Consider the following 22,098-nt stretch of genomic DNA (forward strand, 5'->3'; position numbering starts at 1 on the left):
CCCCCTCACCCCCACCGGGGCTCCGCCCCGGACCCCGCTCCTCAAACGCCGGAGGGGCTGGAAGACCGCGGATAACGCCCCCGCAGCGTCGTCCACACCGGTGGCAGCGACCCCGCCGCCGCCGTCACCACGACCACCGCGACGATCACCGCGGCCTGTACCGGCGGCAGGTACGGCAGCGTGCCCGCCATGGCCATGCTGAAGGCCAGCAGCGGTACGGAGGCCACGGCCGCCCCCACCACCAGCCCGGTCAGCACCGTGGCCGCGGCCTCCAGGCGCAGCATCCGGCGCAGTTGGCGGCGGCCCGCGCCCGCCAGACGTAGCAGCCGCAGCTCGGGGCGGCGGCCGGTGGCGATGAGGGCGAGGGTGCTCAGGACGGCGATCACCGTGAAGCCGCCGACCGCCCCGACGACCGCCACCGATACCACCTCGGCCAGCGCCTGCTCCGCCGCCTCACCCCGTACCGGCGCCGGGTCCCGCTCCACGCGGGCCCCGGGCACCGCACGCGCCAGGGCCTTCGTGACCGCCTTACGGTCGGCATCGGGCGCGGTCGCGACCAGGACCCGGCCCGTGGCGGGCAGGGACGTGTGGCGCAGCAGGTCCTCGCGGGAGAGGAGGAAGTCCCCGAGCGCGAGGGAGCGTTGGTACGTCGCCACGACGCGCAGCCGGGTCTCCTGACCGTCGCCGAACCGCAGGGTCACCGTGGAGCCGGGCCGTGCGCCCAGGGAGTCCGCCCGGTCGGTGCCGACGGCGACCGTGCCGGGCCGGAGCCGGGCGAGGTCCCCGTCCCGCACCCCCGGGTCGAGGGTGTGGGTCAGCCGCTCCGGGGTGACGCCGAAGACCGGCAGCCGCTCCAGTTCGGGCGCACCGAGCCGGCTCTGCGCGAGCAGCACCGTGCCGGGGACGACCTCCGTCGCCGCCCGTACCCCCGGGACCTCGCGGATCCGCTCCACCGCCCCGGCCGGGAGCCCGCCGTCCGCGCGCACCGCGAGATCGGCGCGGAGCACCCGGCGGGCCTGGGCGTCCCCCGCGTGGGTCATGGTCGCGCCCCCGGCGAGCTGGACCCCGGCGAACGCGGTGACCAGCACGATCGGGGTGATCGCCGCGCCCAGCCGGTGGGCGGACGCGGCGCAGTTGGCGGCGGCGAGGCGGCCGCCGGGGCCGAACAGCCGCAGCGGAGCGCCGAGCAGCCGCATCGCCCCCTCGGCGATCCACGGTCCGAGCACGGCGCAGGCGATCACCATCGTCACCGCCGCCCCGCCGGCCGCGGCCGCCGCGGTCGCGCCCTGCTGGAGGGCGGCCGTTCCGGCCGAACTCGCGCCCACGAACAACAGCACCAGCCCCGTGATGCGGCGCGCACTGCCGGGTGCCCGCTCGCGCAGCGCCTCCGCCGGGCGCAGCTTGGCGGTCCCGGAGCAGCCGATGAGCGCCGCGATCCCGGCCACCAGGACGGTGACGGCGGCGGTGACCAGGGGCACGGGCCACAGCAGCGGGGGCAGCGTCAGCTCGAGTCCGGTGGGCAGCGCGCCCCGGGCGTCCAGCAGTGCGCGCAGCCCCAGGTACACGGGGACCGCCCCGACAGCGCCCGCCGGCGCCGCCCAGGCCGCGACCCGCGCCACCTCCCGGCCCACGGCACCGCGCAACTGTCCCGGTGTGGCGCCGACCGCCCGCAACAGGCCCAGTTCATGGGAGCGTTGCCGCAGCGCCTGGACGATGGTCGACGAGACCACGAGCAGCGCCACCAGGACGACGGCACCGGCCACGGAGCCGAGCGCCGCCAGCAGCTCGCCGCGGGCGGGCGCGGCGGCCAGGAACTCGGCCTCGCCCCGCTCGCCCCCGGTCAGGACGCGGACCGCGGCCGGGTCGCCCTCGGCGCGGTGCCCGACGTCGGTGACACCGGCCGCCGCCAGGGCCTTCCGCACCCGCCCGGCCAGCTCCCCCGGGTCCGTGCCGGGTTCGGCGACGACCCCGACGGCGTCCAGCGACTCCGGGTGGCCGGCCAGGCGGCGGGCCTCGGCGCCGGTGAACCAGACGGCGGTGCCGGGCCCTTCGGCGACGCCCACGACGGTGTACGCCGTGTCGCGGCCGCCCACGCGCAGCGTCAGCCGCGCCCCGACGCGGCCCGCGCCGCCGCCTGTCACGACCTCGCCCGCGCGCTGCGGGGCGCGCCCCGTCCGTAGCGCGTAGGGCGCCAACTGAGTGGCCTCCCAGGGCCGTCCGATGGCGGACCGGCCCGCGCGGCCCACCGGGAATTCCACGTCGGCGACGGCCGTCCGCACCCCGGGCACCGCGCGCACCGCGGTCAGCGCCGTACGGGGGATCCGGACCCGCTCGGTGAGCCCGGCGCTCACGGTCTCGCGGTCGCCCAGCGACGCGGCGCTGAAGCGGGTGGTCTGGTCGCCGGCCACGACGAGGTCGGCCCCGGCGTACCGCTCCACCCGTGGATGTGCGCTCCAGGCGGAGACGAGGGTCAGCCCGAAGGCGCCGAGCAGCAGGGAGGTGAGGGTGAGCGCGGCGAAGACGGCGGTCCACGCCTTACGGTGGGCACGGGTGGCGCGAGCGGCCAGCAGGGCGGCGACCTTCATGCCGTCCGCCCTCCCAGCTCCTTGAGGACGCGGCGGATGTCGGCCGCCTCCGGCCGCTCCTGCCGCCAGACCAGCTTCCCCCGCATCAGGTACAGCGCCTCGTCGGCCCAGGCGGCGGCGAACGGGTCGTGGGTGACCATGACGACCGTATGGCCGTCACGGTCGACGGCCTGCCGCAGCAGCGTCAGCACCTCCTCCGCGGCGGCGGGGTCCAGCGCCCCCGTCGGCTCGTCGGCGAAGACGATGTCGGGCGTGGTCACCAGCGCGCGGGCGATGGCCACTCGCTGGCACTGCCCACCGGACAGCTCCGACGGCACGGCGCCGCCCCGGTCCCCCAGCCCGACCGCCGCGAGGGCCCGCAGATGCCGGTCGCCGGGGCTCTCGCCGCCGAGCATCAGCGGCAGGGCGACGTTCTCCGCGACGCTCAGCGACGGCACCAGGTGGTGCGCCTGGAAGACGAAGCCGATCCGCTCCCGCCGCAGCCGGGTCAGCGCCGCCTCGTTCAGCGAGGACAGTTGGGTGCCGCCGATGCGCACCGTGCCCGCCGTCGGCCGGTCGAGCCCTGCGGCGCACTGCAGCAAGGTCGACTTCCCGCACCCCGAGGGGCCCATCACCGCGAGGAACCGTCCGCGCGGCACCGTCAGATGGATGGGGTGCAGCGCCACAACCCCCGACCGGTACTCCCGGGTGACCCCGTCCAGGGTCAGCGCGTGGTGCCGGGTCCCCGTCTGCTCCGCGGTGGCCGTCGTACGGCCGCGCCACTGCCTCTTCATCTGTCCGCCCCTCCGTCAACTCCGGGCGGATCGAACCGTTCCGCCGGTCACCGAGAACGCTAGAAACGGGCGCGGACGCGCGGGAGAGAGCACAGTCCCGTACCTGCAGGTGGTACGGCCCCCACCCCGGGGTGGAGCAGGCTCCACCATCGCCTGACCTTCCCGGTCCGCGAGCGACTCCCTGGGCGCGCCGCCGTGGTGAACCCCGCCGGGGACAAGATCCTGGACATCCGCACAGGACCGGCATATGAGACAGAAGACAACAGAGAGGCATCAGCCACCCATGGATGTCAGCGCCCGCATCGAGGCCGTCTACGCGCAGATCGTGCACCGCAACCCCGGGGAGTCCGAGTTCCACCAGGCGGCACGCGAGGTGCTGCCGACCCTCGCCCCCGTGCTCGGCGCGCATCCGGAGTATCTGGACGCCCGGATCGTGGAGCGGCTGTGCGAACCGGAGCGGCAGCTCGTCTTCCGGGTGCCCTGGGTGGACGACGACGGCGAGGTGCAGGTCAACCGGGGCTTCCGGGTGGAGTTCAACAGCGCGCTGGGCCCCTACAAGGGCGGCCTGCGCTTCCACCCCAGCGTCAATCTGGGCATCGTGAAGTTCCTCGGCTTCGAGCAGATCTTCAAGAACGCGCTGACCGGCCTGGCCATCGGCGGCGGCAAGGGCGGTGCGGACTTCGACCCCAAGGGGCGCTCGGACGGCGAGGTGATGCGGTTCTGTCAGTCCTTCATGACCGAGCTGTACCGCCACCTCGGCGAGCACACGGACGTGCCCGCCGGGGACATCGGGGTGGGCGCCCGGGAGATCGGCTATCTCTTCGGCCAGTACAAGCGGGTGACCAACCGCTTCGAGGCCGGTGTGCTGACCGGTAAGCCGGTCGGCTGGGGCGGTTCACCCGCGCGTACCGAGGCCACGGGGTACGGCACCGTCCACTTCGCCCAGGAGATGCTGCGCACCCGTGAGAAGGATCTCGACGGCCTTACGGTCGTCATCTCCGGGTCCGGCAATGTGGCCCTCTACGCCATCGAGAAGGTCCACGCCCTCGGCGGGCGGGTGGTGGCCTGCTCCGACTCCTCCGGCCATGTGGTCGACCCGGACGGGATCGACCTCGCCCTGCTCAAGGAGATCAAGGAGGTCCGCCGGGAGCGGATCGCCGCCTATACCGCCGCCAAGCCGGGCGCCGTCTTCTCCGGCCGGGGTTCGGTCTTCGAGGTGCCCTGCGAGGTCGCCCTGCCCTGCGCGACCCAGAACGAGCTGACCGAGCAGAGCGCGATCGCCCTGGTCAAGAACGGCGTACTGGCCGTGGCCGAGGGCGCCAACATGCCCTGCACCCCGGCGGCGATCGAGATCTTCCGGGAGGCCGATGTGCTCTTCGGCCCCGGTAAGGCCGCCAACGCGGGCGGGGTGGCCACCTCCGCCCTGGAAATGCAGCAGAACGCCTCCCGCGAGCGCTGGACCTTCGCCCAGACCGAGGCCCGCCTCGCGGCCGTCATGACCGAGGTCCACACCCTGTGCCGCACCACCGCCGACCGCTACGACTGCTCTCCCGACGACTACGCCCTGGGCGCGAACGCCGCCGGTTTCGTGCGGGTGGCGGAGGCGATGGCCGCCCAGGGCGTCGTCTGAGCCGGTCGCGCCATGCGCGCGACTCACCTCGACGGCATACGGCTCACGCCGACGACACCGACGGCATGTCGGCCGCCGCGTGCACCGCGCCCAGCACCGGCTTACGCAGCAGCAGCAGCGCCGCATCGTCGTGGAGCCGCCCGCCCACATGAGTCAGCAGTTCGTCGTGGAGCGAGGCGAGCGTGCGGGACGGCTCGTCGCAGACGTGCCGCGGCACCCGCTCCAGCAGCGGGAAGTACTCCCGGCCGCGGTCCCGCGCCTCGATGACCCCGTCGGTGTAGAGCAGCAGTTGGTCCCCGCCGGCGAACGGCACCACCTGGAGGCTCGGCAGATCGCCGCCCAGGGAGGCCAGACCGAGCGGCGGGGCTGGGCGGGTGGGCTCGATGGCGATGATGCCGGACTCGCCGACCAGCAGCGGCGGGGCGTGTCCGCAGTTGACGAGCTCCATCCGGCCGTCGTTGGGGTATCCGGCGACCACGGCGGTGACGAAGTCGTCGGGCGCCAGGTTGCGGGACAGGCTGCGCTCGATCCTGGCGACGACGTCGAGCAGGTCGGGTTCGTCGTAGGCGGCCTCGCGGAACACGCCGAGCACCAGCGCGGCGGTGCTCACCGCGGGCAGCCCCTTACCGCGCACATCGCCGACGATCAGCCGGACCCCGTACGGGGTGGGCAGCAGGGCATAGAGGTCGCCGCCCACCCTCGCCTCCGCGGCAGCGGCGCTGTAGCGGACGGCCACCTGGAACTGGCCGACCCGGGCGGGCACCGGTTGGAGCAGGGCGTTCTGGGCGGCCTCGGCGACCGATCGGACGGCGGCGAGAACCCGCTCCCGGCGTATGCGCAGGGCACTGGCCCCGCAGCTCGCCAGGGACACGGCGGCGGGTGTGGCCAGCAGGATCGCCTGGGTGCGCACCGGCTCCGCGCCCTGGATGCCCAGGAACGCGCCCACCGCCACGGCGAGCAGCCCGATGCGTATCACCCCGTACGGTCCGCATTGGGCGGCGGCGAGCGCCGGGCCGACGGCGAGCAGCGGCAGCCAGGCAAGCCCCTCCGAGGTGACGAGGGCCAGCAGGGCCACCCCACAAATGATGAGGACGGGGACCGCGGGGGCGAATTGCCGACGGCCGACCAGCTGGTCAGGGTCGGACGGGCGGAGTCGGGCCGGGAACATGACCTGCTTCGCTGCTCTCTTCCACTGGAGACGAGTGATACCGGAGATGTCCGTTACATCCAGAGAAACAGCGATTCCATAGGTCGGCAAGCGCCGCGTTTTCAGATAGTGAGCGAGAGGTGCCTGCTCACCCGGTTCGCCGTCGGGACCAGGTGGGTCCGGAACAGCTCACGGTGCGGATCCGTCCTCGCCAGCCGGGCCAGCCGGTCCGCCGGCAGCGAGATCCCGAGCGAGCCGAGCCGGTCCCCGCAGTGGACCGGCACCGCGAAGCAGACCGTGCCCAGGGCGTACTCCTGCAGGTCCGCGACCAGCGGACTGCCGGTCGGGGAGTCCAGCCGGCGCAGCAGATCGTCGGAGCGGGTGACGGTGCGCGGGGTGAGATCGACGAGCGGGTGGCGGGACAGATAGTCGTAGCGGGCGTCGTCGTCCAGCTCGCGCAGTACGCATTTGCCCAGCGCGGTGGCGTGCCCGGCGTCCTCGCACCCCACCCAGAGATCGACCCGGGGCGCCTGCGGGCCGTCGACGATGTCCACGATCCGGATCTCGCCCTCGTCGTAGAAGGTGAGATAGGCGGCGGCGGAGAGCTCGTCGCGCAGGGCGGTCAGGGTGGGCCGGACCCGGGCGAGCAGCGCCTGTTCCCGGCTTCCGGATTCGAGGGTGCGCAGCTTGTCGCCGATCACGAAACCGCCGTCCTCCAGCCGGCGCACATAGCCGTCGTGGACCAGCGTCCGCAGCAGGTGGTACGTGGTCGCCAACGGCAGCCCCGTCTCCCGTGCGAGCCGCTTGGCCGGCGCACCGCCCTCATGCGCGCCCACCACCTCCATCAGCCGGAAGGCCCGCTGTACGGATGTGATCAGCGTAGGCGCCGTTTGAACACCCATACATCCAGCTTGCTCCCGGTATGACCGGATGAGCAAGATCTGAGAGATCGGACCCGCGTGAGGGGCGCCGACCGGTGCGGTCGGCGCCCCTCACGGACGTATGGAATCGGCGCGGTCGGCCGGGGAAGATCCGGCCGCGCGGTGTGGTCAGCCGGGGGAGATCCGGCCGCGCCAGGCGCCTTCCGCCTCGCCGCGCCGCTCGATGAAGTCCTTGAACCTCCGCAGGTCCCCCTTCACCCGCCGGTCGAGCGTCCCGGTCAGGTCCGCGGCCTTCTCCGCCATCCCGCTCGGCTGGAAGACCAGGGCCAGATTGACCCGGGTGTGGCGCTCGTCCAAGGGCTCGAAGGTCACCAGGCCCTGCTGCTGCACCTCACCGGAGGTGGTGCGCCATGCGATGCGCTCATCGGGAAGCTGATCCACGATCTCGGTGTCGAACTCCCGGTGCACACCGGCGATGGAGGTCGCCCAGTGGTTGTGGCGTTCGTCCACCTGGGTGACCTGATCCACACCTTCCATGAACCTCGGGAACTCGGTGAACTGCGTCCACTGGTTGTAGGCGGTGTGGAGCGGAACCCCAACCTCGACGGACTCCCGCACGGTGCTCATCGGTGACTCCTTTCGATGCGGTCGTGTCGCTCACCACGGCGGGTTTCCGAGAGCGCTGGGCCAAAACCTGCGCCCGGACGATCGGTCCGACGACAGGACCGGACGATCGGCTCGACGACAGGCACAGAGGCAGAGCCGGGGACAGCCGCGGATCAGCGCAGCGGATGCAGCGGGGCCAGTTCGGCCGGGGAGGTGCCGGTCGCGATGGCGTCGGCCAGCAGCCGTCCGCTGAGCGGGCCGAGGGCCACGCCCCACATGCCGTGGCCGCCGTTGACGTAGACGCGCGGGGAGGCGGTCGGGCCGATCAGCGGCAGGCCGTCGGGGGTGCAGGGGCGGGCGCCGACCCAGGTGTCCGTACGGGCGTCCCAGTCGATGCCGCGCAGCAGCGGACGGGCCGCCGCGATGATCGCCTGGATCCGGCGCGGGTCCACCGGCCGTTCCACGGGCGCCAGTTCCATCATCCCGGCGACCCGCACCCGGCCCTCGCCCAGCGGGGTGCAGACAACCTTCTGGGCGGCCAGGTACGTGGGACGAGTGGGGGCGCCCTCGGCCGGCACGCTGAAGCTGTAGCCGCGTCCGGCCTGGACCGGCACCCGGACCCCGAACGGGCGGACCAGCCCGTCCAGCCAGGCGCCGGTGGCCACGACGGCGACGTCCGCGCGGAGTTGCCCCTGGGAGGTGGTGACGGCCACGCCCCGCCCGAGGTCCCGGATTCCGGACACCTCCGTCCGCTCCAGGATCTCGCCGCCGCGCTCCCGCACCGCGTCGGCCAGCGCGCGGACGAAGTTCCCCGGGTTCAGATAGCGCTGGCCGTGGAGTTCGACGGCCGCGCCGATGCCGTCGCCGAGCGCCGGCTCCAGCTCGCGGGCCCGGTCCCCGTCGATCTGCTCGTAGGCGATCGAGAAACCGGCCGCGCGGGCCCGCTCCAGCTCTTCGACCATCGCGGTGCGCTCGGCCGCGGTGCGGAAGGCGAGCAGACAGGGTTCGGCGGGCCGGGTCGGCTCGGCGACGCCGTCCGCCGCGAGGGCGTCGTACGCGTCCAGCGCATGGCGGTTCAGCGTGGCGAAGGTGGCGGCCAGCACGCGCCAGCGGCGCGGGGTGCAGTTCCGGGTGAAGGAGAGCAGGAAGCGGGCGAGCCGGGGATCGGGCCGGGGTGGTATGTAGACGGGCGACTCGGGGGAGACCAGGCTGCGCAGCCCGTAGCGGAGGGCGGCCGGTTCGGGCAGCGGCAGCGTCAGGGCCGGGGAGAGCCAGCCGGCGTTACCCCAGGACGCCCCGGCCGCGGGGTGACGCCGCTCCACGACGGTGACCTCGACACCGTGGTTCCGCAGCGACCAGGCGGTGGCGAGGCCGACCATGCCCGCGCCGATGACGATGGCGCTGCGGGGTGGGCGGGACGGGCCGGTGGCACGGGACGGACCGGTGGCAGCGGGCACGGATGTGCTCCTTCCCATGGGTGGAACACCATCATCGGCGGGCGGGGCCGAGCACCGCACTGTCCCGGGGACCGGCAGCGCACGGACCGGCCATGTCGCCCGGGACAAACGCCCCCGGTCCGAGACCCGGAGCCGGTCTACGGCCGCGGTCTACAGCCGCGATCTACAGTCGGCGCAGCGCACGCAGCCACAGCCGGACAGGCGGGCGGTATCGCGTGTTTTTCGCCTGCCGACCCGCCGATCCGCCGCTCCGCCCGCCGACCCCGCCCGCCACCGCCCCGGGAACCTGGTCACCCGATCCCGGCCGGGCGCCGCCGCCAGTGCCCGGTGGCCCGCTCGAAGGCATGGCCGACCTGGAGCACCGCGAAGTCCGCCCGGTGCGGCCCGACGATCTGCACCCCGACCGGAAGCCCACCGGGGGTGAACCCGGCCGGTACGGACAGCGCCGGACTGCCGGTCGAGCTGATCAGATACGCCGAGCGCATCCAGTCCAGATAGTCGTCCATGGCCACCCCGGCGATCTCGGTCGGGTACTCGATGCCGACATCGAACGGCACCACCTGGCTGACCGGGAGCAGCAGCACGTCATAGCGGTCGAAGAAGTCCCGGACGCGGTGGTAGAGGGTGGTGTGCAGCATCTCGGCGCGGGCGACGTCCGGCCCGGTCAGCTTGCGCCCCGCCTCGGCGTTTTCCCGGATGGCCCGCTTCAGCCCGTCGGGGTGGCGGTCCATGAGCGCACCGAAGGCGACCTCGAACATGGAGGCCCGCAGCGTCCGGAACACCTCCTCGGCCTCGGTCAGATCCGGGCACGCCCGCTCCACGACGCAGCCAAGGTCGGTGAAGACCTCCACCGCCGAGGTGACCGCCGCGGCCACCTCGGGCTCGACCGGCACCAGGCCCCCGAGATCCGGCGACCAGGCCACCCGCAGCCCCGTCAGATCGCGGTCGAGGGGGCGGGCGAAGCGGGCGCCGGGCTCCTCCAAGGCGATCGGCGACCGCGGATCGGGCCCGGCCACGGCGGACAGCAGCAGGGCGGTGTCGGCCACGGTGCGGGCCATCGGCCCCTTGACGCCGAGGGTGCCCCAGGCGGTCGCCGCGGGCCAGACGGGGACGCGTCCGGGCGACGGGCGCAGGCCCACGACATTGCAGAACGAGGCGGGGTTGCGCAGCGAACCGCCGGTGTCGCTGCCGTCCGCGATCGGGATCATGCCGGAGGCCAGCGCGGCCGCCGCGCCCCCGCTGCTGCCGCCCGCGCTGCGGCCCAGGTCGTACGGGTTGTGGGTGGCGCCGAAAATCGGGTTGAAGGTGTGCGAACCGGCCGCGAACTCCGGCACGTTGGTCTTGCCGATGGTGATCGCCCCGGCGGCCCGGATCCGTTCGATGATCAGATCGTCCCGGTCGGGTACGCCGTCGGCGAGCGGTGAGCCATGGCTGGTGCGGATACCCGCGGTGTTGTGGGTGTCCTTGTGGGCGATGGGCAGCCCGTGCAGCGGCCCGAGCTCCGCACCGGCGACGATCCGCTCATCGGCCTCCTCGGCGGCCTCGCGGGCCCGGTCCGCGACGAGGGTGACGATCGCGTTGATGTCGGGGTTGACCCGTTCGATACGGGCCAGATGGGCCTCGAGCAGCTCGCGCGCGGACAGCTCGCGAGTGCGCAGCAGGCGGCTGAGCTCCAGCGCGCTCCTGAAGCAGAGGTCGTGATCCGTCGTCGTCACCGTCGCTCGCCTTCCTGTTCCTGAGTGGTCATCGCCGCTTCCTGGGTGGTCATCGCCGCGCGGATCGTCCCGCCGCCGGGCTCGGGGCCCCGCTCCGACGGGCCGGTGTCGGGGGCGGAATCCATGGTTCGGGAAGCGGCCGGGCCAGGGAAGAGCATCGTCCCGACGACCGCCACCAGCAGATTGACTGCCAGTGCGACCAAGCCCGCGTTCACATGGCGGGTGTCCACCTCGGCCAGGGTCAGCCAGGTCACCACCGCCTCACCGATCACCAGACCCGCCAGCGCCCCCCGAGTGGTCAGCAGCCGCCGTCGGCCGATCGCCGCCAGCAGCCCCGGCACGATCTGGATGAACCCGCTGACCGTGAGGAGCTGAAGGTCGGCCAGCAGCCCCGGCCGCAGAATGCGCCGGGCTTCGTGCCGGGCGGCCAACAAGCGGTCCCCTGCCTTGTCCCCGCGAACAAGACGGGGAACGAGGCGGGGGACGGAGACGGGCGACCGGCCCGGGGTCCTCCACGGCGGTGCGGACCGTAAGGACGTCAGGGGGACCGTAAGGACGTCAGGGGGGCCGTAAGGACGTCAGGGCGGACCGTGCGGGCCGTAAGGACGTTACGAACGGGCCCCGGCAGGCACCGGAATCCGCGCGGCCGAGGTGCCGAGCCCGGTGGGCCCGTGCCACGGGGCCACCGGCCGCGCACCCGATCCGGCCCCGGCCCCCACCGGCCGCCGGTGCGCGCGGAGCAGCTCCGCCTCGCGGTAGCGCGGGACCTCCCGGTGCCAGTTCATGATCCCGGTCATCCAGTGGCGCAGCTCCCGCACATAGCCGTCCATCGTCTTCCGGGCCTCCGGCGCCAGGCCGAAGTCGTCGTAGAGCACGGGGAACTCATGCTCCGCGACATGCTGGAACTGCCGCATCCGGGACGTCATCAGATCGTTCACGACGGCGACCCCGGTCGGATAGTCGCAGTCGAAGAAGTTCTGGACGACGAGGACGCCGTTGTGGACCTCGCCCTCGAACTCGATCTCCTTCTGGTACGAGAAGACGTCGTTCAGCAGCGTCGCGTAGTCCATGGCGGCGTTCTCCAGCGACCGGACCGGGCCGCTGCGGTAGATCTGGGGCGACACCCGCCGTCCGCGCGCCAGCCGGCACAGGCTCATGGTGAGGTCGGAGCCGAAGGTGTGCCGGCGCATCTCGATGTAGTCGACCGGGTCGGGGATCCGGTTCTTGGTCTGGTTGGCCAGCTCCCACAGCCAACTGGCGGTCATGTCCTCGATGGACTGCCGCAGATCGCGGCGCGCCGAGTCCTCCATCGGGCCCGCCGTACGGGCCCACAGATCGGCCAGCGACCCCTCCAGCGCGGTCACCGGGGCCGGGGTGGGACCGGCGTCGAGCGGCATGAACGCCCCGAGCCGGGCGTTGCACGCCCGGGCTCCGGCGAGGTCATGGGTGCGGCCGAAGACCGCCGGATAGTAGTCGTCCGCGTAGGTGCCCCAGGCCAGCCAGCCCGACACCAGGTCGAGCTCGTCCAGGGAGCCGTCCGGGTGGATGCCCGCCGCGCACAGCGACAGATCGGCGGCGAGCAGCCGCTCCTCGTCCCAGACCTGCGAACCGGGGAGGCCGGGCTGCGGTTCGAGGATGCCCATCCGGTGTGCCCAGTCGGTCAGATGGCGGCGGGCGGTGGGCAGATGCGCGTTGAGCCGGAGGGGGAACGGCATGAAGAAGTCCGGCAGCAGGGACGGCCCGGTCTTCTGGAACGGGACATGGCTGAACGTGCGCGCCCTGGCCGCCTCCGCCCGGCCGGTGGTCAGCGGCAGGCTCGCCGCGGAGACACCGAGGCCGCTGAGCGCGAAGGGGGACCATGCCCCGGGCTCGGCCGCCTGGCCGGTGCCGCCCGCTTCGTCGGCGCCGTGAGCGCCGCCCGCTTCGTTCGCGCCGTTCATATAGCGGCTGGAGCACATATGCCACTCATGGCCGCCGGACTGCCAGTCCTGGAGCCCCTTGACGTAGGCGAGGACGCCCGCGCAGGCCGCCGCGTCCAGTCCGTGCTCGGCGAAGAGCGGGCCGAGCTCGGTGAGCGTGGTGTCCTCGAACTGCCGCAGCCGTGAGGTGAGCAGCTCGTTGACGGAGTCGGCCGCCTCCTGGGTGGTGCAGCACAGGAACGTCTCCAGGACCAGGACGCCATTGCTGAGCTCGCCCTCGTCCTCGATCTCCCGCTGGTAGGAGAAGAGGTCGTTGCGCAGATGCACCGCGTCCGCGAAGGCGTCGCGCAGCACCCGCATCGGGCGCGACCCGGCGATCATCGCCGGCACCTCGGCCCCCACCGCATGCTCGACCAGCCCGGCCGACCAGGGCGCGCCGCCGACCTTACGGCGCATCTCGATGTACTCGACCGGATTGGGGACCCGGTGGATGTTGATGTTCGAGAGCTCCCAGAGCGATTCGTTGAGCAGATTCTCGGTGCTCTCCCGGAACCGGGCCCGCCAGTCCGACGACATCGAGGGCACCGTCCGCGCCCACAGATCCGCGAGCCCCGCCTCCACCGGGTTGGTGGGCTCGGGGGTCCCGGCGGCCGGATCCATCGGCATGAAGGCGGGCAGCCGGTCGAGATACGTCTTACCGGCCTCACGGTCCTGGGAGCGCTTGAACGTCTCCAGGAAGTGGTCGTCGAAGAAGAAGACCCACACATACCAGTCCGTGATCAGCGAGAGCTCCGCGCCGGAACAGTCGGGGTGGGTGTACGCGCACAGCAGGGCGTAGTCGTGGGCGTCGAGATCCTTCTGCTCCCAGATCCCCGAGCCCTCGAGCATTCCCTTCGCGCGGGCCCATTGGGTGGAGTGCTCCCGTGCCTCCTGGACATGGGGGCTCAGCCGGGCCGGATATGGCATGTAGAACTCGGGGAGTTGAAAGGGCTGTGTCACTGCTGGGCCGGCACCTCTCCGTGCGACGGTGACCCGTAGCCGTCCGGCTACGGACCGGGGTCGGCTACGGGCTACCCATGCCACTCTCGGCCTATCCGAAAGCCTCATTAGTCACACGAATGCGCTGCCGAGACCGGTACCCTGCGCCGCTCACCGTGCCGCCCACCGCCCACCGCCCACCGCCCACCGCCCACCGCGCCCGTGGCAAGGGCCGTCGGCCGGGTCACCACGGGGCGCGGTGAGCGCGCCTGGCGGGGCACGTGAGCACGCCTGGCGGAAGGCGGACCCGCGCCTAGCGGGAGGCGGACGCGGTCGCCGTCCGGGCCGTTTCGGTACTGCCGGGCCGGTCGGCGGCGGCTCTGCCGCCGGGCCGCGCGGTCGGCCGGAAGGCCCATTCCATCCGCGGCTCCATCGCGAACCGGAACATCCGCTGGACGGGCGGTGTGCACAGGGCGGTCACCACGGCCACCGCCACCGCCGTCACCGCGATCTCCCCCAGCGGCCGGTGCAGCCATGGGTGGTCGTACCAGTCCCAGAAGCGGGAGCCCTTGGCGAGGAAGCCGTGCAGCAGATAGCCGTACAGCGTCCCGGCGCCGAGCACCGTGAACCACATCCGGCGCCGGGGCACCCAGGCGAGGAAGCACACGGTGAGCACCATGGAGCAGCCGAAGAGGGCGAACGTCATCACCGGCCCGGCCCACCACGGCGCCCCGAGCTCCTGCGCGCTGTCCCGGCGGTAGAGCCACGCCGGGTTCATCCGCGGCACGGCCCAGTAGGCGAAGACCACCGCGGCGGCGGCCACCGGCACGGACAGCCGTCTGACCTCGCGTCGCCGCATCATCCGGAAGTGCTCCGGCCGCAGATGCAGCCCCAGCACGAAGAAGGGCAGGAACTGCAGCACCCGCTGCAGATCGAGGTCGTCACCGATATTCGGTGAACAGGTGGCGAGCGCGGCGACGAGGAGAGCCAGCGCCACCGGCCACCGCGCGATCCGCCACAGCGGCGTGGTCAGCCGCCAGGCGAAGAGCGCGATCAGGAACCAGGTCAGGTACCAGGGGTCCAGCAAGGTGATCGGATAGGACGGATCGTCGCCCGCCCACCGCTTGAAGAAGGTGTACGCGACCTCGAAGAGGAGGTACGGGACGGCGACACCCGTGATCAGGCGCTTGAGCCGGTCCGGCCGGACGTCGAAACTCCGCGAGAAGTAGCCGGAGATGAGGACGAACGCCGGCATATGGAACGTGTAGACGGTCATGTAGAGCGCGGCCGCCGCCCTGCTGCCGCCCCGCAGGGGCTCCCACGCATGTCCCATCGCGACCAGCACGATCGCCAGGTACTTGGCGTTGTCGAAGAACGCGTCACGTTGTTTCGGCGCGGGGGACGAGGCCGGTACCGCCTCGGGGGGCGGGGTCGCCGGTGCCCGCCGCGCGGGCAGTAAGGACGAGACGTTCATCACATACTGCCTCCTGGGGAACCTGCGGGGAAAATCCCGCCTCTTTCCAGGTTTCGGCGGAGGGTTGCGGAGTGGAACATTCCACGCACCATAGTGGCGCCCGCCGCGCCTCGCCCGAAAAGGCTCAGCTCTCGCGTACGACGGTTTACGCCCAGCCCAGCGCATCCTTCACCTCCTCAACTTGGGAACTTGTTTACCCCTCCGGGAAGTTCAGAGAGCGATGAAGAGGGCCGATCCGCCCGGCCTTGACCGACCCCGCCTGCTAACTTCTACACAACTGTAGATGCTAACGACCCTATGGAGTGTGAGTGGCCATGGCCCTGTGGGACCGCATCAAGGAATCCGCCCAGACGATGCAGACTCAGCTCGTCGAGAAGAAGAACGACTTGAAGAGCGGCGCGTTCCGCGACGCGAGCATGGCGATGTGTGCCCTGGTGGCGGCGGCGGACGGCTCGGTCGACCCGTCCGAGCGGCAGCGCGTCGCCCAGCTCATCGCCACCAATGACGTGCTGCAGAACTTCCCGGCCGACGATCTGCAGCGGCGCTTCAACGACTACCTCAACAAGCTCACCGCCGACTTCGACTTCGGCAAGGTGAGCGTGATGCAGGAGGTCGCCAAGGCCAAGAAGAAGCCCGCCGAGGCGCGCGCCGTCATCCAGATCGGCATCGTCATCGGTGGCGCCGACGGCAACTTCGACAAGACCGAGCAGGCCATGGTCCGCGAGGCGTGCTACGCACTGGACCTCCCGCCGGCCGAGTTCGACCTGTAAGACGGCCCCGCATGCCATAAGCCGCACGTCGTTGGCGCCAAGCCGCAAGCCGCAAGCCGCTAGCCGTAAGGCGCGTCCTACAGCGGCGTCGCGGCGTGCAGGACGAGGACCAGGGCGACCGCCGCGTTCGCCGACGACAGGGCGGACGCGGCCGTGCCCACCGCCGCGATCCACAGGGCCAGCCCCGCCGCCGTCCACGTCGGCGGCCAGTGCCGGGACGGCGGCACCGGCCCCAGCAGCGCCGCGACCCGCCGCGGCACCGGCCCCGGCGCGGCGAACCCGGCGAGGGCCGGTCCCGGCGTGCCGTGGGAGACCAGGGCGGCCTTGCCGACCGCCCGCGCCGTGACCCGGCGGTCGCCGACCTCCCGGGCCGCCTCCTCGTCCGCCCAGCGCTCGGCGCAGTAGTCCACCGCGGTCCGCAGCGGCCGCAGCAGCGGGTTGGCCCGCGCCGCGAGCTGTGCGGCCAGCAGATAGCGGTGGTGGTGCGCGGTCAGGTGGGCGCGCTCATGCGCGATCAGGGCCCGCCGCTCGTGGGGGCTGAGGCTGTCCAGCATCCCGGTGGAGACCACGATCCGGCCCGGCTTCCCGGCCCGCCCGGAGGTCCCGGGCAGCGCGTACGCGTACGCCTTGTCGTCGGGCAGCACCGCGACCGGTGACTCCGGCAGCCCGGCGAGCGCGAGCCGGGCGTCCCGCCGCACCCGTACATGGCGCAGACAGGTGGCCGTACAGGACACGGCCACCGCCCCCAGCGCGCCGATCGCCGCCTTTCCGGCCACCACGTCCCAGGGCACCGCCGCCCGTACTTCGGGGTCCGACCAGCTGTCCGGCAGCGGATTGCCCGGCAGTTGTGCCGTGCCGACGACCATGAGCAGCCCCAGGCACAGCGTGGAGCAGACCGTAAGGACGGTGCCGACGAGCGTCAGCAGCCGGGTGGCGGTGCGCGGGTGGAGATGCTGTTCGGCGAGCCGGGCGATCGGCAGCGCCGTCAAGGGCAGAACCAGCGGGAGGAAGACGAAGACACCCATCGGTCAGTCCTCCGGCTCCTCCGCCACATCGCTCAGCAGGTCGCGCAGCAGCCGCTCGTCGTCCTGGGTCAGCCCGGTCACAAAGCTGGCCAGGACCGCCTCGCGGTCGTCCTGACCGTCCAGCACCCGGCGCATCCGCAGCGCCGCGAGCCCCGCCTCGTCCGACGCCGCCCGCCAGACGAAGGAGCGGCCCGCGCGTTCACGGGTCACGGCCTGCTTGGCGTGCAGCCGGGACAGGATCGTCATGACCGTGGTGTAGGCGAGCTCGCCCTCGATCCGCTCCTGCACCCATGCGGCGGTCACCGGCCCCGGCGCCCGGCGCAGCGCCGCGAGCACCTGCGCCTCCAGTTCGCCCTGGCCACGCCGACGGGGGCGGCGGGGCCAGCCGGGCCCGCCGGTCCGGTCGTGGTCCGTCACACCGTCTCCTTCCACACCGCACGCGCCCGGCGCGTGGCGGTACATGGTAGCGAGCGACGGACCGCCGCCCCTCTTCCCCCGGGCCCCGGTCGTGCGTTCGCCCCTTTGGCCGGGCTGTACGCGCGGGCCCGGGCCGCCTCACCGATGCTGAGCAGGGGGACGACCCCGACGAAGGAACTCACTCAGCCATGACGCAGACGCAAGGCTCACTCGCGCGGCAGATCACCGACTACGCCCATCGTGCCGACCCGTACCCGATCTACGCCGAGCTGCGCAAGACGCCCGTGGTGCACGACGAGGAGGGCCCGTACATCGTCTCCACCTACTGGGAGATCCACGGTCTGCTGCACGACCCCCGGCTCAGCTCCGAGGCGCGCAACCTGGACCCCGAGGCCGCCCCGGAGCTGGCCGAGGAGGACGACCCGGAGCTGCCGCCCAGCTTCCTGCGGCTGGACCCGCCCGAGCACGACCGGCTGCGCCGGCTCGCGATGGCGCCCTTCGGCCCGCCGCACACCCCGCGCCGGCTCCACGCCATGCGCGGCGAACTCACCCGTATCGTCGGCGAGCTGATCGACGGCTTCGAGGGCCGGGACCGGATCGATCTCGTCGACCACTTCTCCTACCCCTTCCCGGTGACCGTGATCTGCCGGCTGCTCGGGGTGCCACGGGAGGACGAGCCGCGCTTCCACGTCTGGGCCGAGACCCTCGCCGCCAGTTTGGACCCCGACCCGGACGCGGACGCCGCCGAGCGGCGGCGGATCACCCGGCAGGCCCGTACGGAACTGGCGATGTACCTGTCCGAGCTGATGGAGGAGCGCCGCCGCGCACCCCGCGACGACATGCTCTCCGACCTGGTCAACGGGCAGGGCCCGGAGGGGCGGATGAGCCGTGTGGAGCTGCTGAGCACCGCGACGCTGCTGCTGGTGGCGGGGCATGAGACCACCGTCAACCTCATCACCAACGGAATGCTGACCCTGCTGCGCAACCCCGATGTGCTCGCCCGGCTGCGCAAGGCTCCCCATCTGGTCGTCCCGCTGGTGGAGGAGCTGCTGCGGTTCGATCCGCCGGTGCAGATGCTGCCCCAGCGCACCCCGCTCTCGGAGATCGACATCGCGGGCGTGACCATTCCCAAAGGGGCGTCCGTCTGGCTGCTGCTGGCCTCGGGCAACCGCGATCCGCAGCGCTTCCTCGACCCCGACCGGTTCGATCCGCAGCGCAGGGACAACCAGCACCTCGGCTTCGGCAGCGGCATCCATAGCTGTTTCGGCGCCCCGCTGGCCCGGCTGGAGGCGCAGATCGCGCTGACCGAGCTGGCCCGGCGGCTGGACCGGCCCCGGCTGCTGGAGGACCCGCCGACCTACCGGCGCAACGCGGTGCTGCGCGGGCCCCGGCATCTGCCGATCGCCCTGGAGGGACTGCGGCCGAAGGCATCCCCGAACGGGTCCTCGAACGGGTCGAACGGGTCCCGGTGACGGCGGGGCTCAGCAGCCCGGGACCCGCCGGGCTCAGGAGTCCTGGGAGTACGGAACCAAAGGGGCTCGCGAGTCCGGAGAGCCCGGGACCCGCCGGGCCGACGGCGGGGTTCACCGCGAGCGGGACGCGGGGGCCCTCGTCCCGGCCGCGTCCGTCCCGCCCCTGTCCGTCCCGGCCACGTCCTTCTCGGCCCGGGCGGCGATGTTCCGCGCCATCCCGCCGAAGACGAGAGCGTGGAAGGGCGCGACCGCCCACCAGTAGAGATGTCCGGCGAGGCCGCGCGGATGGAACAGCGCCCGCTGCCGGTACACCGTCCCGCCCCGCGCGTCCCGGTCGACCGTCATCTCCAGCCAGGCCAGGCCCGGCAGCCGCATCTCGGCCCGCAGCCGCAGCAGCCGGGGCGGCAGGACCTCCTCCACCCGCCAGAAGTCGAGGCTGTCCCCCACCCTGAGCCGCGCCGCGTCCCGGCGGCCCCGGCGCAGTCCGACGCCGCCCACCAGGGTGTCGATCCAGCCGCGCAGCGCCCAGGCGAGCGGCATCGAGTACCACCCGTTCTCCCCGCCGATCCCCTCCACCACCCGCCAGACGTCCTCCGGCGAGGCGTCCACCACGCGTACGCGGCGGTCCTGGTAGAGGCTGCCGCCCGCCCAGTCGGGGTCGGTGGGCAGCGGATCGCCGGCCGCGCCGGGGGTGGCGGCGGAGGACCAGCGGGTGGCCACCTTCGCGTCGCGGACCCGCCGCAGGGCCAGCTCCAGCGCGCGGTCCACGCCGAGCGGCCCGTCCGGCGGGTCCGGCACATAGCGGACGATGTCCCGTTCGGCGCACACCACTTCATGGCGCAGCGACTCCACCAGCGGGCGGGCGATGGCGCCCGGTACGGGGGTGACGAGGCCGACCCAGAGACTGGACAGCCTGGGCGTGAGCACCGGCACCGGGGCGACGAGACGCCGCCGCAGCCCGGTCACCTCCGCGTACCGCCGCATCATGTCGAGGTAGGTGAGGACGTCGGGGCCGCCGATGTCGAAGCTCCGGTGCACCTCGTCCGGCAGCGCGGCGCAGCCCACCAGCAGCCGCAGCACATCGCGGACGGCGATCGGCTGGGTGCGGGTGTGCACCCATTGGGGCGTCACCATCACCGGCAGCCGCTCGGTGAGATAGCGGAGCATCTCGAACGAGGCCGAGCCCGAGCCGACGATCACCCCGGCCCGTAGGAAGGCCGTCGGCACCCCGGAGTCCAGCAGCACCCGGCCCACCTCGGCCCGGGACCGCAGATGGGGCGACAGCGTGCGCTCGGGGACCCCGCCCGGGGTCAGCCCGCCGAGATAGACGATCCGGCGGACTCCCGCGGCCCGGGCCCGATCGCCGAAGATCCGGGCGGCACGGCGGTCGGTCTCCTCGAAGCCGGGTCCGGTGCCCAGCGCGTGCACCAGGTAGTACGCGACGTCCACGCCCGCCATGGCGGCGCCGATGGACTCCTCGTCGGTCACATCGCCGCGTACGGTCTCCACCCGCCCCGCCCATGGGTGATCGCGCAGCTTCTCGGGCGAGCGGGCCACACACCGCACCTGGTGCCCCGCGGCCAGCAGCTCGGGCACCAGCCTGCCGCCGATATAGCCGGTGGCCCCGGTGACCAGACAGCGGCGCGGCTCCGGCGCGCGCTCCGGCGCACCGTCCACCGCTCGATCCGGCTCCGGCGGACGCTCGGGAACAGGACGCTCGGGAACAGCCATGAGGCCATGGTGCGCGGGCAGGACAAAACCTGCGAGGTGGGCTCCCTTCGGCGGCATTGTCCGTATCAGGTAGTGGAGGTCGCTCTCAGGTCTCCCCGACCTTCGAGCCTCTCAGCCCGGCCCTCTAGGAAGCGCTCCGGGGGACTTACGTCCTCTGTCCTGAGCGCCTCTCCGGTCAAGCTCCCTCGCTCGCCCCGCAGGCTGCTTTTCACGTTACTCCGACCCCCTTTGAGCGCCTAGTCCCTTTCGAGCATTTTTTCCGTTTTCCCGAGCCCGGTGAAGATCGGCCCCGGCCCGGCACTCGGACGCCTTGGCTGCGCCGGAAGGGGCTTGCCCGGTAGGCTTTCCGTGTGATCTTCAAGCGCATCGGAAACGGTCGGCCCTATCCCGACCACGGACGGGAAAGCACCCGCCAGTGGGCGGATGTCGCCCCACGCCCGGTACGTCTTGACCAGTTGGTCACGACGAAGCAGCAGCTCGACCTGGAGACGCTGCTCGCGGAGGACTCGACGTTCTACGGGGACCTCTTCGCCCATGTCGTGAAATGGCAGGGCGATCTCTATCTGGAGGACGGGCTGCACCGGGCGGTGCGCGCCGCGCTCCAGCAGCGCCAGGTGCTGCACGCGCGGGTCCTGGAGCTCGAGGGCTGACCGCGCCCGCACCCCCGGTGACCGATCGTCGCTGATCGACTTCCGATCTCTGTTGACCCTTTCGGGTTGGTCTGAGCACCAACCATTGATCATTTAGTAGGCATCGCCACCTGGCCGCACTACGCTGCGCTCATGAGCATGCTGACCCCTCCCGGCATGGGCGGAAAGTACCGCATTACGGGCAATCGCTATCCGCGGATGAGCCGACCCCGGAGCCGCCGGCGGCTGATGTTCGCCGCATTCGGCTCGGTCCTGACGCTCGGCCTGGTCGGCTGGGGAACACTTCAGCTCATCGACGTCTTCTCCGGAGACAGCGACGACCAGACGGTCCGCGCGGCGCACGGCACCGGGGACTGCGAGCGCGGCGACAAGCGCCCCGACGAGAAGGCGAAGTCCGGGCGGTCCGACAGCGGCCAGAGCGGTCAGGGCGGCCGGCAGGGCCGTACCGGCGGGAAACTGCCCAAGCCCCACCAGATCACGGTCAACGTCTACAACGCGACCACGCGCTCCGGCCTCGCCAAGGACACCGCGAAGGAGCTGGAGAAGCGCGGCTTCAAGATCGGGAAGGTGGGCAACGCCCCGGAGGAGTACGACAAGAAGGTCAAGACCGCCGGGATGCTGCTCGGCGCACCTGGCGCCGGCGACGGGGCCTTCAACGTGCTCGGCACTCAGCTCAGCGGCGCCCAGACCAAGAACGACGCGCGCAACGGCAAGGACGTCGACCTGATCATCGGCAACAGTTTCAAGGACCTGGTCAAGCAGAAGGACGCCGACAAGGCGCTGGCCGCCCTGGCCAAGCCCTCGCCCGCGCCCTCCGGAAAGCCCTGCCGCTGACCCGGCGCCTACCACTCGCGTGAGAGCACCCTGG

The 22,098-nt window shown here is 72.5% G+C and carries 18 protein-coding genes; 5 read left to right on the top strand and 13 right to left on the bottom strand.

The features are described 5' to 3' along the window. Positions 1–41: 41 nt before the first annotated feature. Positions 42–2,585 (bottom strand): FtsX-like permease family protein, encoded by a 2,544-nt coding sequence (locus STRVI_RS42815; protein WP_014061809.1) that lies wholly within the window; start codon positions 2,583–2,585, stop codon positions 42–44. Beyond that, on the bottom strand, positions 2,582–3,358 hold the full coding sequence (locus STRVI_RS42820; protein ID WP_014061810.1) for an ABC transporter ATP-binding protein: 777 nt from the start codon (positions 3,356–3,358) through the stop codon (positions 2,582–2,584). The genes STRVI_RS42815 and STRVI_RS42820 overlap by 4 nt, the downstream gene beginning before the upstream one ends. A gap of 283 nt (positions 3,359–3,641) precedes the next feature. Between STRVI_RS42820 and gdhA the strand changes: the two genes are divergently transcribed. Beyond that, complete coding sequence (gene gdhA / locus STRVI_RS42825; RefSeq protein ID WP_014061811.1) at positions 3,642–4,988, top strand: NADP-specific glutamate dehydrogenase; 1,347 nt, start codon at positions 3,642–3,644, stop codon at positions 4,986–4,988. A 43-nt stretch (positions 4,989–5,031) separates the two neighbouring features. On the opposite strand, the gene STRVI_RS42830 is transcribed toward gdhA, so the two are convergent. The 8 genes from STRVI_RS42830 to STRVI_RS42865 form a co-directional block, all read right to left on the bottom strand. Beyond that, positions 5,032–6,156 (bottom strand): PP2C family protein-serine/threonine phosphatase, encoded by a 1,125-nt coding sequence (locus tag STRVI_RS42830; RefSeq protein WP_014061812.1) that lies wholly within the window; start codon positions 6,154–6,156, stop codon positions 5,032–5,034. A 101-nt stretch (positions 6,157–6,257) separates the two neighbouring features. Next, entirely contained in the window at positions 6,258–7,037 is a 780-nt protein-coding gene (locus STRVI_RS42835) for an IclR family transcriptional regulator (protein ID WP_014061813.1), read from the bottom strand. A gap of 147 nt (positions 7,038–7,184) precedes the next feature. After that, positions 7,185–7,643 carry an SRPBCC family protein gene (locus STRVI_RS42840; protein ID WP_014061814.1) on the bottom strand — a complete coding sequence of 153 codons (459 nt, stop codon included), beginning with the start codon at positions 7,641–7,643 and terminating at the stop codon, positions 7,185–7,187. 152 nt (positions 7,644–7,795) lie between these two features. Next, entirely contained in the window at positions 7,796–9,079 is a 1,284-nt protein-coding gene (locus STRVI_RS42845) for an NAD(P)/FAD-dependent oxidoreductase (protein ID WP_014061815.1), read from the bottom strand. Positions 9,080–9,369: 290 nt separating this feature from the next. Beyond that, entirely contained in the window at positions 9,370–10,794 is a 1,425-nt protein-coding gene (locus tag STRVI_RS42850) for an amidase (RefSeq protein ID WP_014061816.1), read from the bottom strand. Next, positions 10,791–11,225, bottom strand: a complete 435-nt coding sequence (locus tag STRVI_RS42855; RefSeq protein ID WP_014061817.1) for a hypothetical protein — start codon at positions 11,223–11,225, stop codon at positions 10,791–10,793. Before STRVI_RS42855 ends, STRVI_RS42850 begins: the two co-directional genes overlap by 4 nt. Before the next feature lie 177 nt (positions 11,226–11,402). Next, on the bottom strand, positions 11,403–13,712 hold the full coding sequence (locus STRVI_RS42860) for a terpene synthase family protein (protein WP_208949206.1): 2,310 nt from the start codon (positions 13,710–13,712) through the stop codon (positions 11,403–11,405). Positions 13,713–14,004: 292 nt separating this feature from the next. Continuing rightward, positions 14,005–15,165: an acyltransferase family protein gene (locus tag STRVI_RS42865; RefSeq protein WP_014061819.1), complete on the bottom strand. Its 1,161-nt coding sequence runs from the start codon at positions 15,163–15,165 to the stop codon at positions 14,005–14,007. A gap of 314 nt (positions 15,166–15,479) precedes the next feature. On the opposite strand from STRVI_RS42865, the gene STRVI_RS42870 reads away from it, so the two are divergent. Continuing rightward, positions 15,480–15,935 (top strand): tellurite resistance TerB family protein, encoded by a 456-nt coding sequence (locus STRVI_RS42870; RefSeq protein WP_014061820.1) that lies wholly within the window; start codon positions 15,480–15,482, stop codon positions 15,933–15,935. Positions 15,936–16,012: 77 nt separating this feature from the next. Here STRVI_RS42870 and STRVI_RS42875 read toward each other — a convergent pair whose 3' ends face one another. Together STRVI_RS42875 and STRVI_RS42880 are read right to left on the bottom strand one after the other, a co-directional pair. Beyond that, complete coding sequence (locus STRVI_RS42875; protein ID WP_014061821.1) at positions 16,013–16,960, bottom strand: M56 family metallopeptidase; 948 nt, start codon at positions 16,958–16,960, stop codon at positions 16,013–16,015. Between the two features lie 3 nt (positions 16,961–16,963). Further along, positions 16,964–17,377, bottom strand: a complete 414-nt coding sequence (locus STRVI_RS42880) for a BlaI/MecI/CopY family transcriptional regulator (RefSeq protein ID WP_014061822.1) — start codon at positions 17,375–17,377, stop codon at positions 16,964–16,966. A 188-nt stretch (positions 17,378–17,565) separates the two neighbouring features. Here STRVI_RS42880 and STRVI_RS42885 point away from each other — a divergent pair, with 188 nt between their 5' ends. Next, entirely contained in the window at positions 17,566–18,849 is a 1,284-nt protein-coding gene (locus STRVI_RS42885; RefSeq protein ID WP_014061823.1) for a cytochrome P450, read from the top strand. A gap of 111 nt (positions 18,850–18,960) precedes the next feature. Here STRVI_RS42885 and STRVI_RS42890 read toward each other — a convergent pair whose 3' ends face one another. Next, positions 18,961–20,580 (bottom strand): SDR family oxidoreductase, encoded by a 1,620-nt coding sequence (locus STRVI_RS42890; RefSeq protein WP_078505624.1) that lies wholly within the window; start codon positions 20,578–20,580, stop codon positions 18,961–18,963. Positions 20,581–20,930: 350 nt separating this feature from the next. Here STRVI_RS42890 and STRVI_RS42895 point away from each other — a divergent pair, with 350 nt between their 5' ends. Next, positions 20,931–21,230, top strand: a complete 300-nt coding sequence (locus STRVI_RS42895) for a type II toxin-antitoxin system VapB family antitoxin (protein WP_014061825.1) — start codon at positions 20,931–20,933, stop codon at positions 21,228–21,230. A 132-nt stretch (positions 21,231–21,362) separates the two neighbouring features. Then, entirely contained in the window at positions 21,363–22,064 is a 702-nt protein-coding gene (locus STRVI_RS42900; RefSeq protein ID WP_014061826.1) for a LytR C-terminal domain-containing protein, read from the top strand. Positions 22,065–22,098 lie beyond the last annotated feature (34 nt).

It is taken from the genome of Streptomyces violaceusniger Tu 4113 (assembly GCF_000147815.2).
GTDB classification, from domain to species: domain Bacteria; phylum Actinomycetota; class Actinomycetes; order Streptomycetales; family Streptomycetaceae; genus Streptomyces; species Streptomyces violaceusniger_A.